Below are 12,964 nucleotides of genomic sequence, written 5' to 3'. Positions count from 1 at the left end.
CCGCGGAGCCGGTGGCCGCTGCCCCCAGCCAGGAGTTTCATGCGTCCGCGCGGCGCGGCGCGGGCGACACCATGCGCGGTCGGCTCATTCTTGCCTCGGCCTGCTTCGTCCTGGTCTACGGCACCATCATCGGCCGTCTCGTTCAGATGGGCGTCAGCCTGCCGCAGGAATCGGTGACGCTGGGCAACGCCCAGGCGGCGGTGTCGGCCGCCCGTCCCGACATCCTCGACCGCAACGGCGAGATCCTCGCCACCGACATCAAGTTCGCCTCGCTCTATGCCGAGCCGCGACGCGTCGTCGATCCGGACGAGGCGACCGAGCAGCTCGCCACCGTCTTCCCCGACCTCGGCACCGACGCCATTCGCCAGCGCCTCGCCTCCAAGCAGGGCTTTCTCTGGCTGAAGCGCGAGATCACGCCGGCCCAGCAGGCGGCCGTGCATGCCCTCGGCATTCCCGGCATCGGCTTCCTCACCGAGAACAAGCGCTTCTATCCGTCGGGCCGCACGGTCGCCTTCGTCACCGGCCACGTCAACATCGACAACCAGGGCATCGCCGGCATCGAGAAGTACATCGACGACCAGTGGCTCGGCGACCTGCAGAAGGCCGGCATGGCCACCAACCTCGAGCCGATCAAGCTGTCGGTCGATCTGCGCGTGCAGCAGGTGCTGCACGACGAGATCACGGCGGCGATGCAGCGCTACACGGCCAAGTCGTCGGCGGCGGTGGTGATGAACGTCAAGACCGGCGAAGTCCTCGGCATGACCTCGGCGCCCGACTACGATCCGATGAATCCGTCCGAGGCGCTCGATCCCAACAACATGAACCGCGCTTCGGCGGCCGTCTACGAGATGGGATCGACCTTCAAGGTGTTCGCCACGGCGATGGCGCTCGACTCGGGCAAGGTGACGCTCAACGACACCTTCGACGCCACGCGCGGCCTGACCATCGGCGGCTTCACCATCAACGACTTCCACGGCAAGCATCGCGTGCTGACCGTGCCGGAAATCTTCATCTACTCGTCCAACGTCGGCACCGGCCGCGAGGCGCTGAAGGTCGGCTCGCAGGGCCAGCAGGAGTTCCTGAAGCGCATCGGCCTGATGGACAAGGTGCCGACGGAGCTGCCGGAGATCGCCCGGCCGATCCTGCCCCGGCGCTGGTCGGATCTCGTCACCGTCACCGTGTCCTTCGGCCACGGCATATCGGTGTCGCCGCTCGCCACCGCCATGGCCGCCAGCTCGGTGATGAACGGCGGCATTCTCATTCCGCCGACCTTCTTCCCGCGCAGCGAAGAGCAGGCGCGCCTGATCGGCAAGCGGGTGATCAAGCAGTCGACCTCGGACCAGATGCGCTACCTGATGCGCCTCAACGTGCTGGCGCCCGGCGGCTCGGGCAAGTCGGCCGACATCCCCGGCTACCGCATCGGCGGCAAGACGGGCACCGCCGAGAAGGTCGAGAACGGCCGCTATTCCAACAACAAGCGCTTCAACGCCTTCGTCGCCACCTTCCCGATCGACGACCCGCAGTACCTGGTGCTGGTGGTTCTCGACGAGCCGAATCCCGAACGGCCCGGCCTGCCGGCCACTGCCGGCATGAACGCCGGCCCGACGGCCGGCAACATCATCGGCCGTATCGCCCCGATGCTGAACGTCGAGCCGCGTTTCGACGACGTCGACGTGCCGCTGATGGCCGCCTACTGACGAAACCGCCCCTCGCGGGAGGCGGGGCGAGGGCGGTGTGGATAGAGTGAGTTGTCCTCATTTAGATCGCAAATCGAGGACAGTGTGCGGCGTCCCGCGATCAAATAATGGACGATCATATGAAACTCGCCGAACTTGCGCCCGACATCCTCACGCTCGATCCGGCCTTGCGCCGCATATCGATCACCGGCGTCACCGCCGACAGCCGCGAGGTGGTCCCCGGTTCGCTGTTCGTGGCGCTGCCCGGCACCCGTGCCAAGGGCACCGATTTCATTCCCCAGGCCATCGAGAAGGGCGCCGCCGTGGTGCTCGCCGACACCGACGACGACCTGCCGGCCGGCCTCAGCGTGCCGGTGCTGCGCGATAACGACCCGGCCCGGCGCTTCGCCCGCATGCTGGCCCGCTTCTATGGGCCTCAGCCGAAGACGGTGGTGGCCGTGACCGGCACCAACGGCAAGACCTCGGTCGCCGCCTTCGTTCGCCAGATCTGGCTCGCCGCCGGCTACGAGGCGGCATCGATCGGTACGGTGGGCGTGACGACAAGGGCCGGCGATGCCTACGGCAACATGACGACGCCCGACCCGGTGACGCTGCATCGCACGCTGCACGACCTCGCCGCCGACGGCATCGACCACGTGGCGATGGAGGCCTCCTCGCACGGGCTGATCCAGCGCCGGCTCGACGGCGTCGAGGTGGCGGCGGGCGCCTTCACCAACCTGTCGCGCGACCATCTCGACTACCACGGCACGATGGAAGCCTACATGGCCGCCAAGATGCGGCTGTTCGACACCATCCTGCATCCCGGCTCGGGTGCGGTGGTCAACCTCGACGACGTCTACGGCGAGGCCTTCGCCTCGGCGGCGCGCATCTCCGGTCTCGACCTCCAGACAGTCGGTGCCGCCGGCGGACGCATCCGCATTCTCGACGTCGCCCGCGACGGCTGGGCTCAGATCGCCACCGTCGACATCGGCGATGGGCCGCGCCCGGTGCGCATCCCGCTGGTTGGCGCCTTCCAGGTATCGAACGCGCTGGTCGCCGCGGCGCTCGCCGCCGCCGACGGCTCGGTATCGCTCAGCGACGCGCTCGACGCGCTCGACGGCATCAAGGGCGCCAAGGGACGGCTGGAACTGGTCGGTTACGCGCCGTCCGACGCGCCGGTTTTTGTCGATTTCGCCCATACGCCGGCCGCTCTCGAAGTGGCGTTGCAGACGCTCCGCCCCTTCACCTCCGGCCGCCTGATCGTCGCCTTCGGCGCCGGCGGCGACCGCGACAAGGGCAAGCGGCCGCAGATGGGCGAGGTGTGTTCCCGCCTTGCCGACGTCGCCATCGTCACCGACGACAACCCGCGCACCGAGGTGGCGGCAACCATCCGCAGGGAAGTGATGGCCGGTTGCCCGGGCGGCGTCGAGATCGGCGACCGCACGACGGCGGTGCGCGAAGGCATCGCCATGCTCGGCCCTGACGACGTGTTCCTGATCGCCGGCAAGGGCCACGAGACCGGCCAGATCATCGGCCGCGAGACCGTTCACTATTCCGACCACGAGGCGGTGCTGGCAGCGCCCGGCGTGACCCCGGCCGACCGGTCGCTGTGGTCGCCGCAGGAGTTCGTCAAGGCGTTGGGTGGCCGGGCCGAGGGTGTGGTACCGCCCGTCGACAGCATTTCCATCGATAGCCGCACCGTCGAGCGCGGCGGGGCCTTCTTCGCCATCGCCGGCGACCGCTTCGACGGCCACGAGTTCGTCGAGGGTGCGCTTCGCAAGGGCGCGGCGGTGGCCGTGGTGTCGGGCGAGAAGCGCGCCGCGCTGCCGGCCGACGCCGGTCCGCTGGTGGTGGTGGACGACGTGCTCGCCAGCCTCGGCCGCCTGGGCATCCGGGCGCGCGAGCGCACCGCCGCCAAGGTGATCGCCGTCACCGGTTCGGTCGGCAAGACCTCGACCAAGGAAGCGCTGCGCGAGGCGCTGGCGCCGTCGGGTGCCGTGCATGCCTCGGCCGCCTCGTTCAACAACCATTGGGGCGTGCCGCTGACGCTCGCCCGCATGCCATCCGGCAGCCGTTACGGCGTGTTCGAGATCGGCATGAATCACCCCGGCGAGATCACGCCACTGGTCCGCATGGTGCGGCCGCATGTCGCCATCGTCACGACGGTGGCGCCGGTGCATCTCGAGCATTTCAGCTCCGTCGAGGCGATCGCCGAGGCCAAGGCCGAGATCTTCGCCGGCCTGGAGCCGGGCGGTACCGCCATTCTCAACCGCGATGGCGAGTTCTCGGCGCTGCTGGCCGAGCGGGCCCGCGCCCGTGGCGCCAAGGTGGTGTTCTTCGGCGAGCATCCCGATGCCGCGGCACGGCTGATCAAGTGCTCGCTGAACGAGACCTGCACCGCCATCACCGCCGATATCCTCGGCGAGACGGTCACCTACAAGCTCGGCGCGCCGGGGCGGCACATCGCCCAGAACTCACTCGCCGTGCTGGCGGCGGTGAAGATCGTCGGCGGCGATCTCATCCGCGCGATGCTGGCGCTGCAGGCGCACCAGCAGCCGAAGGGGCGCGGCAAGCGCCACGAACTCGCGGTGTTCGGCGGCACAGCGCGGCTGATCGACGAAAGCTACAATGCCAATCCCACCTCTATGCGGGCGGCGATCGAGCTGCTCGGTTCGGCCGTGGTGGAAGGACAGGGGCGCCGCGTCGCCGTGCTCGGCGACATGCTGGAACTCGGGCCGGGGTCGGCGGACCTGCACGCCAGGCTGGCCGAGCCGCTGAAAGCGGCCAAGGTGGACACGGTGTTCTGCGCCGGGCCGCTGATGCACAACCTCTGGCAGGAGCTGCCGCGCGGCATGCGCGGCGCTTATGCCGAGACGTCCAAGGCACTCACCGACACGCTTCTCGACGATGTCAGGGCCGGCGACGTGCTGATGGTCAAGGGGTCGCTCGGAAGCGCCATGGGGCCGCTGGTGGAGGCGCTGATCGCGCGTTTCGGCAGCGAGGCGACCACCTGAGTTGTCGTGCCCGACGCGGGTAGGCAAGGCGGAAAAGACGGACTAATACGGGGCCGCGCTGCGGTGCACGAGGGCGGGGAATGCCCCAGCCGCAACGATGGAATGGAGAGCTTGGGAAAATGCTGGTCTACTTGGCCGATTGGGCGGGGCAGTTGTCGGTCCTGAACGTGTTTCGCTACATCACCTTCCGCACCGGCGCGGCGGTGATCACGGCGCTTCTGTTCGTGTTCCTGTTCGGGCCGGCCATCATCGCCTCGCTGCGCATCCGCCAGGGCAAGGGCCAGCCGATCCGCGAGGATGGCCCGAAGAGCCACCTTGCCAAGAAGGGCACGCCGACCATGGGCGGCCTGATGATCCTCTCCGGCATCCTGATGGCGACGCTGCTCTGGGCCGATCTCAAGAGCCCCTATGTCTGGACGGTGCTGCTCGTCACCGTCGCCTTCGGCACCATCGGCTTCTATGACGACTACCTCAAGGTGACCAAGCAGTCGCACAAGGGCCTTTCCGGCCGCGCCCGCCTGATGCTGGAGGCGGTGATCGCCATGCTGGCCTGCCTCGTCATCATGTCGGCCGGGCAGGCCGGGGCGGTGCCCAGCGAGGAACATCTCGCCACGTCGCTGACCTTCCCCTTCGTCAAGACGCTGATGATCAACCTCTGGTACTTCTACGTGCCGTTCGGCGCCTTCGTGATCGTGTCGGCCGGCAACGCGGTGAACCTCACCGATGGCCTCGACGGCCTCGCCATCGTGCCGGTGATGATCGCGGCGGCGAGCTTCGCGCTGATCTCCTACCTCGCCGGCAACTACGTCTTTTCGAGCTACCTGCAGATCCACTTCGTGGCCGGCACGGGCGAGCTCGCCGTCATCTGCGGCGCGGTGATCGGCGCCGGTATCGGCTTCCTGTGGTTCAATGCGCCGCCGGCCGCCATCTTCATGGGCGACACCGGTTCGCTGGCCCTCGGCGGTCTGATCGGCACGGTGGCGGTGGCGGTGAAGCACGAGATCGTGCTGGCCATCGTCGGCGGCCTGTTCGTGCTGGAGGCGGTGTCGGTGATCATCCAGGTCGCCTCCTACAAGCTCACGGGCAAGCGCGTCTTCAAGATGGCGCCCATCCACCATCATTTCGAACAGCTCGGCTGGACCGAATCGCAGGTGGTGATCCGCTTCTGGATCATCGCCGTCGTGCTGGCGCTGATCGGCCTGTCGTCCCTCAAGCTGCGCTGACGGAGTTCCGGCGATGATCCCTATCACCTCGATGAAAGGCAAGCGCGTCGCGGTGTTCGGCCTCGGCGGTTCCGGACTGGTCACGGCCGAAGCGCTGGTGGCCGGCGGGGCGGAGGTCATCGCCTGGGACGACAACGAAGCGGCACGCGCCGCCGCCGAGGCGCGCGAGATCCAGGTGACCGACTGGCGCGGCACCGAGTTCGGCGCCTATTCGGCGCTGGTGCTGGCGCCCGGCGTGCCGCTGACCCACCCCGAACCGCACTGGTCGGTGAAGATCGCCCGCGAGGCCGGCGTCGAGATCATCGGCGACATCTGCCTGTTCGCTCGCGAGCGCAAGTTCCGCATGCCTTCGGCGCCGTTCGTCGCCATCACCGGCACCAACGGCAAGTCGACCACCACCGCGCTGATCCACCACATTCTGAAATCGGCCGGCAAGGACGTCGAGATCGGCGGCAACTTCGGTCCGGCCGTGCTCGGCCTCAAGGACCTCGCCCCCGACCGCTTCTACGTCATCGAGTGTTCCTCCTTCCAGATCGACCTGTCGCCGGGCATCGACCCGACGGTCGGCATTCAGCTGAACCTTACCGAGGACCACATCGACCGTCACGGCACCATCGAGGGCTATGCGGCGGTCAAGGAAAAGCTGGTGGAGGGTGCGAAGGTGGCGGTCGTCGGCATCGACGATGCGCTCAGCACCGCCATGGCGACGCGCCGGGAATCCAAGGGATTGGAAACGCTTCGAATTTCGACGCGTGGTTCAGTGGCGCAGGGTGTTTGGGCGGTGTCGGGCCGCATCATCGAGCCGATGGGGCTTTCCCAGACCGTGGTCTACGATCTGCATGGCCACCCGATCCTGAAGGGCGTCCACAACGCCCAGAACGTGGCGGCGGCGGTGGCGGCGACGCGCCGGCTCGGCCTGGGGCTCGAACAGGTGAGGACCGGCATCGAGACCTTCCCCGGTCTTGCCCACCGCATGGAGCCGATCGGCCGGTCCGGCTCGGTCATCCTGGTCAACGACAGCAAGGCGACCAACGCCGACGCGGCCGCCAAGGCGCTGGCGAGCTACGACAACATCTACTGGATCGCCGGCGGCAAGCCCAAGAGCGGCGGCATCGGCCCGCTCAGCGGCTTCTTCCCGAAGATCGCCAAGGCCTATCTGATCGGCGTCGCGGCCGAAGACTTCGCCGCCACCATCGATGGCGCCGCGCCGCATGCGGTGGTCGAGACGCTCGATCGCGCCGTCGTCGAGGCGCTGACCGACGCGCTGGCCGCCACCGAGGCGACCGGCGGGGAGGCGGTGGTGCTCTTGTCGCCGGCCTGCGCCTCCTACGACCAGTTCAAGAACTTCGAGGTGCGCGGCGACCACTTCCGCGAACTCGTGCTGACCGACCCCCGAGTCAAGCCATTCCAGGAGAAAGCCTGATGGTATCGCGTGCCGAACGCAACCCGGTGGCCGATTGGTGGTTCACCGTCGACAAGCTCCTGCTCATCGCCTTCCTGGCGCTGATTTTCGGCGGCATCGTGCTGTCGCTGGCGGCGAGCCCCGCGGTCGCCGAGCGCATCGGCATCGCCGACAGCTACTATTTCGTCAAACGGCAGGCGATGTTCGCGATTCCCGCCGTCTTCACGCTGATCGGCGTCTCCTTCCTCAATCCCAAGCAGATCCGGCGGGCGGCGCTGGCCGGCTTCATCGTCTGCGTCGGCCTGTTGATCCTGACGCTGCTGATCGGGCCCGAGGTCAAGGGCTCGCGCCGCTGGATCACCATCCTGGGCATGTCGGTGCAGCCGTCGGAATTCATGAAGCCGATGTTCGCCATCCTCGTCGGCTTCCTGCTCGCCGAGGGGCAGAAGCGGCCCGATCTGCCCGGCCGCAGTTTCTCCATGCTGCTGCTCGGCATCGTGGCGGCGCTGTTCGTCGCCCAGCCCGACTTCGGCCAGACCATGCTGATCTGCTTGACCTGGGCCGGCCTGTTCTTCATCTCCGGCATGAGCTGGATGTGGATCGTGGTGTTCGCCGGTGCCGGCGCCACCGGCATTCTCTCGGCCTACACGCTGGTGCCGCACGTCCGCTCGCGCATCGAGCGCTTCATGAATCCCGAGGTCGGCGACACCTTCCAGGTGCAGACGGCGCAGGAAGCCTTCATCAATGGCGGCTGGTGGGGGCAGGGACCGGGCGAGGGCACCTTCAAGCGCATCCTGCCCGACAGCCACACCGACTTCGTGTTCGCCGTGCTGGGCGAGGAGTTCGGGCTGATCCTTTGCATGTGCCTTGCCCTGGTGTTCGCCTTCGTGGTGCTGCGCGGCATCAGCCACGCCATGAAGGAGAATGACGGCTACGTCCGCCTTGCCGCCACCGGCCTCATCATGCAGTTCGGCCTGCAGTCCTGCATCAACATGGCAGTGAACCTGCACCTGATGCCGGCCAAGGGCATGACGCTTCCCTTCATTTCCTACGGCGGCTCGTCGCTGGTGGCGGTGGCCCTCTCCATGGGCATGCTGCTGGCGCTGACCCGCAAGCGGCCCGACCAGACCCGGTTCGTGGCGCCGATCGAATTTTCGCCGTTGCCCGGCCGAGGCTGACACATGACCCGTACCATCCTGATCGCCGCCGGCGGAACCGGCGGCCATCTCTTCCCTGCCGAATCGCTTGCCTATGCGCTGGCCCCGCGCGGTTTCGACATCCATCTCGCCACCGACCACCGGGCCAACAACTACGGCTCCGAGTTTCCCGCCAGCGAGATCCACATCATCGCCTCGGCGACTTTCGGCGACCGGTCGCCGCTCGGCCTCCTGAAGTCGGCCGCCAATCTGGCGCGCGGCGAGTTGCAGTCGTTGTCGCTGGTGCGCAAGCTCGATCCGGCGGCCACCATCGGCTTCGGCGGCTATCCGACGCTGCCGCCGCTGCTCGCTGCCTGGCTGACCAAGCGGCCGACCATCGTCCACGAGGCCAACGCGGTGATGGGCAGGGCCAACCGCTTCCTGGCGCCGCGCGTGACGGCCATCGCCACCACCTTCAAGGACACCGGCCTGATGGGCGCGGGCGCCGCGCGCGCCGTGGTCACCGGCAACCCGGTGCGGCCGAAGGTGCTTGCCGCCGTCGCCCCCTATCGCGAGCCGACCGAGGGCGGCAAGATCGACCTTCTGGTGTTCGGCGGCAGCCAGGGCGCCCGGGTGTTCGGCGACCTGATGCCGCCGGCCCTCGAACGGATGCCCGCCGACGTGGCGGCGCGACTGCGCCTCGTGCAGCAGGTGCGGCCCGAGGATCTCGACCGCGTCGGCGCCGTCTACGCCCGGCTCGGCCTCGACCACGAGATCGCGCCCTTCTTCGTCGACCTGCCGGCCCGCATCGCCAACGCCCACCTCGTCGTCTGCCGTTCCGGCGCCTCGTCGGTGGCCGAGCTCACCGTCATCGGCCGTCCCTCGGTTCTGGTGCCTCTGCCGCATGCGCTCGACAACGATCAGAAGACCAACGCCCTCGGCCTCGAAAGGGCGGGTGGCGCCATCATGGCCGAGCAGGCATCCCTGACGCCGGACAAGCTGGCCGATCTCATCACCGGCCTCGTGCGTGCGCCTGCCCGCCTGTCCGCCATGGCCGCCGCCGCCAAGGGCGAAGGCCGCCCCGACGCGGTGGAGCGCCTGGCCGATCTCGTCGAATTCATCGCCTCCGGCGGCAAGCCCGCCGATTTTGCTTCCAAGGAACTACGTCCATGAAAATGCCCCGCGACATCGGGCCGGTTCATTTCGTCGGCATCGGCGGCATCGGCATGAGCGGCATCGCCGAAGTGCTTGCCGATCTCGGCTACCGCGTGCAGGGCTCCGACCAGGCCGAGAACGCCAACGTCGAGCGCCTTCGCGCCTCCGGCATTCCGGTGACGGTCGGCCACAAGGCCGAGAACCTCGGCGCCGCCGAGGTGCTGGTGGTCTCCTCGGCCATCAAGCGCGACAATCCCGAGCTGGTGGCGGCCCGCGAGCGCCATCTGCCGATCGTCCGCCGCGCCGAGATGCTGGCCGAGCTGATGCGCTTCAAGCAGGCGATCGCCATCGGCGGCACCCACGGCAAGACCACCACCACCTCGCTGGTGGCGGCGCTGCTCGATGCCGGCGGCTTCGATCCCACGGTGATCAACGGCGGCATCATCAACGCCTATGGCACCAACGCCCGCATGGGCGCCGGCGACTGGATGGTGGTGGAGGCCGACGAGAGCGACGGCACCTTCGTGAAGCTGCCGGCCGACATCGCCATCGTCACCAACATCGATCCCGAGCACCTCGATCACTACGGCACCTTCGATGCCGCCCGCGCCGCCTTCAGGCAGTTCATCGAGAACGTGCCCTTCTACGGCTTCGCCGTGATGTGCCTCGATCATCCGGAAGTGCAGGCGCTGGTGTCGAAGATCGAGGACCGGCGCATCATCACCTACGGGCAGAACCCGCAGGCCGACGCCCGCTTCACCGACCTTCGCATCGAGGGCGGCCATTCGCGCTTCTCCGTGGAGATCCGCGACCGCGTCAGCGGCGAGGAGACGGTCATTCCGGCGCTGGAGCTGCCGATGCCCGGACGGCACAACGTGTCCAACGCCACGGCGGCGATCGCCGTCGCCCATCGGCTGGGCATCTCGGCCGAAGCGATCCGCAAGGGGTTAGGCGCCTTCGGCGGCGTCAAGCGCCGCTTCACCCGCACCGGCGACTTCAACGGCGTCACCATCTACGACGACTACGGCCACCATCCGGTGGAGATCATGGCGGTGCTCCGCGCGGCGCGCGAAGGCGCGGCCGGCAAGGTGGTGGCGGTGATGCAGCCGCACCGCTACAGCCGCCTGCATTCGCTGTTCCCCGATTTCTGCAAGGCCTTCAACGATGCCGACACGGTGATCATCGCCGACGTCTATCCGGCCGGCGAGCAGCCGATCGAGGGCGCCGACAAGGATCACCTCGTCTCCGGCATCAAGGCGGCCGGCCATCGCGACGCCCGCGCCCTGGAAGGGCCGGACAAGCTGGCGGCGACCATCGCCTCGGTCGCGCGCCCCGGCGACATGGTGGTCTGCCTCGGCGCCGGCAACATCACCCAGTGGGCCTACGCGCTGCCTGGCCAGCTCAAGGCGCAGGCGGAGGGGGCGTGATGGCGTTGCGCGACCGCCTCGGCGACACCTCGCATATCCGTGGCCCGATCGAGGACAACCGGTCGCTGAAGGACCTCGTGTGGTTCCGGGTGGGCGGACCGGCGGAAATCCTGTTCCAACCGGCCGACGAGGCCGACCTCCAGGCTTTCCTGAAGCTCACGCCGGCCGATGTGCCGGTCACCGTCATCGGCCTCGGCTCCAACCTCCTGATCCGCGACGGCGGACTTTCCGGCGTGGTGATCCGCCTGTCGGTGCGCGGCTTCGGCGGCACCGAGGCGCTGTCGCCGACCCGCATCCGGGCAGGCGCCGCCATCCCCGACAAGTTCCTGGCTGCCAAGGCGCTGGACCTCGGCCTCTCCGGCTTTGCCTTCTATCACGGCATTCCCGGCGGCCTCGGCGGCGCTCTGACCATGAACGCCGGAGCCCACGGGTCGGAGACTGCCGAGCGGGTGGTCGAGGTGCGTGGCGTCACCCGCGAGGGCGAAGCCGTGACGCTGCCGGTCGGCGAGCTCGGCTACTCCTATCGCCACTCGGCGCCGCCGCCCGGCTTCATCTTCACGTCGGCGGTGCTGGAAGGCATCCCGGCCGACAAGGAGAGCATCTCCGAGGCGATGAAGGCGGTCACCGAGCATCGCGAGGCGTCGCAGCCGATCAAGGCGCGCACCGGCGGCTCCACCTTCAAGAACCCGCCGGGTCATTCGGCCTGGAAGCTGATCGACGCGGCCGGCTGTCGCGGCTTCAAGGTCGGCGATGCGCAGGTCAGCGAGATGCACTGCAACTTCCTGATCAACACCGGCGATGCGACCGCCCATGACGTCGAGCTGCTCGGCGAGACGGTGCGGGCGCGGGTGCTGGAGACGAGCGGCATCCGTCTCGACTGGGAAATCAAGCGGCTGGGCGCCTTCGCGCCGGGCGCCGAGGTCGAGCCGTTTCTCGGCAAGTGATCCGCACGACGGGATAGGGGCGGCTACATCGCATGTCGGGCCGCCAGCAAGGGGACAGAGCGATGGCCAAGCATGTGGCGGTGTTGATGGGCGGTTGGTCGTCGGAGCGGCCGGTCAGCCTCAATTCGGGCAAGGCCTGCGCCGACGCGCTGGAGGCGCGCGGCTACCGCGTCACCCGCGTCGACGTCGATCGCACGGTGGCTGCCGTGCTGGAGGAGCTCCGGCCCGACGTCTGCTTCAACGCGCTGCATGGCATCTACGGAGAGGACGGCACCGTGCAGGGCATCCTCGAAGTGATGGACATTCCCTACACGCATTCGGGCGTTCTGGCCTCGGCTCTGGCCATGAACAAGCCCAAGGCCAAGCACGTGATGAAGGCGGCCGGCATCCCCGTGGCCGAGCACAAGCTGGTCCACAGGCTCGAAGTGGTTAACGCGCACGTGCTCGAACCGCCCTACGTGGTTAAGCCGCCGGCCGAAGGATCGAGCTTCGGCGTGATCATCGTTCCGGCCGGCGCGGCCCATCCGCCGCAGGAGCTCGCCCGCCCCGACTGGCGGTTCGGCGACGAGGTCATGGTGGAAAAATACATTCCGGGGCGGGAACTTACGTGCGGCGTGATGGGCGACCGAGCCCTCGACGTCATCGAAGTGTTGCCGCAAGGCGATGCCTTCTATGATTATGACGCCAAGTACCGTCCAGGTGGGTCCAAACACGTTCTGCCCGCCAACCTTTCACCCTTTATTTACCAAAATATTCAAACATTGGCCCTCGAAGCGCACCGTTCGCTCGGCTGCCGCGGCGTCAGCCGGGCCGATTTCCGCTTCGACGACAAGGGCGACGGCACGGGGCAGCTGATTTGCCTCGAAGTGAATACGCAACCGGGAATGACGGCGACCTCGCTGGTGCCGGAAATGGCCGCTCATGCGGGCATCGGTTTCGGCGAGCTGGTCAGTTGGATGGTGGAGGACGCAAGTTGCAGGCGATGAC

General features: G+C 68.0%; 9 protein-coding genes and 1 pseudogene. All 10 read left to right on the top strand.

Annotated features, from left to right (window positions below; genetic code table 11):
- Positions 1–11 precede the first annotated feature (11 nt).
- On the top strand, positions 12–1,697 hold the full coding sequence (locus tag QQZ18_RS05410; RefSeq protein ID WP_284538638.1) for a peptidoglycan D,D-transpeptidase FtsI family protein: 1,686 nt from the start codon (positions 12–14) through the stop codon (positions 1,695–1,697).
- A 107-nt stretch (positions 1,698–1,804) separates the two neighbouring features.
- Positions 1,805–3,241 (top strand): annotated as a pseudogene (locus QQZ18_RS23755) (UDP-N-acetylmuramoyl-L-alanyl-D-glutamate--2,6-diaminopimelate ligase); the annotation flags it as partial.
- A 21-nt stretch (positions 3,242–3,262) separates the two neighbouring features.
- Positions 3,263–4,690 (top strand): UDP-N-acetylmuramoylalanyl-D-glutamyl-2,6-diaminopimelate--D-alanyl-D-alanine ligase, encoded by a 1,428-nt coding sequence (locus QQZ18_RS23750; RefSeq protein ID WP_446728612.1) that lies wholly within the window; start codon positions 3,263–3,265, stop codon positions 4,688–4,690.
- 119 nt (positions 4,691–4,809) lie between these two features.
- A complete protein-coding gene (mraY, locus tag QQZ18_RS05395; protein WP_284538636.1) occupies positions 4,810–5,913 on the top strand; it encodes a phospho-N-acetylmuramoyl-pentapeptide-transferase in 1,104 nt (367 codons plus the stop codon).
- Positions 5,914–5,926: 13 nt separating this feature from the next.
- A complete protein-coding gene (gene murD, locus QQZ18_RS05390; protein ID WP_284538634.1) occupies positions 5,927–7,336 on the top strand; it encodes a UDP-N-acetylmuramoyl-L-alanine--D-glutamate ligase in 1,410 nt (469 codons plus the stop codon).
- The gene (locus QQZ18_RS05385; RefSeq protein ID WP_284538632.1) at positions 7,336–8,493 is read left to right on the top strand and encodes an FtsW/RodA/SpoVE family cell cycle protein; all 1,158 of its coding nucleotides are present in this window, start codon (positions 7,336–7,338) and stop codon (positions 8,491–8,493) included. Before murD ends, QQZ18_RS05385 begins: the two co-directional genes overlap by 1 nt.
- Before the next feature lie 3 nt (positions 8,494–8,496).
- On the top strand, positions 8,497–9,624 hold the full coding sequence (murG, locus tag QQZ18_RS05380) for an undecaprenyldiphospho-muramoylpentapeptide beta-N-acetylglucosaminyltransferase (protein ID WP_284538630.1): 1,128 nt from the start codon (positions 8,497–8,499) through the stop codon (positions 9,622–9,624).
- Positions 9,621–11,033: a UDP-N-acetylmuramate--L-alanine ligase gene (gene murC, locus QQZ18_RS05375; protein ID WP_284538628.1), complete on the top strand. Its 1,413-nt coding sequence runs from the start codon at positions 9,621–9,623 to the stop codon at positions 11,031–11,033. Before murG ends, murC begins: the two co-directional genes overlap by 4 nt.
- The gene (gene murB / locus QQZ18_RS05370) at positions 11,033–11,977 is read left to right on the top strand and encodes a UDP-N-acetylmuramate dehydrogenase (RefSeq protein ID WP_284538626.1); all 945 of its coding nucleotides are present in this window, start codon (positions 11,033–11,035) and stop codon (positions 11,975–11,977) included. Before murC ends, murB begins: the two co-directional genes overlap by 1 nt.
- A 62-nt stretch (positions 11,978–12,039) precedes the next feature.
- Entirely contained in the window at positions 12,040–12,963 is a 924-nt protein-coding gene (locus QQZ18_RS05365; protein WP_284538873.1) for a D-alanine--D-alanine ligase, read from the top strand.
- The last annotated feature ends 1 nt before the right edge of the window (position 12,964 follow it).

Source organism: Pleomorphomonas sp. T1.2MG-36 (assembly GCF_950100655.1).
Taxonomy (GTDB): domain Bacteria; phylum Pseudomonadota; class Alphaproteobacteria; order Rhizobiales; family Pleomorphomonadaceae; genus Pleomorphomonas.
This window is presented reverse-complemented; position numbering and strand designations above follow the sequence as displayed.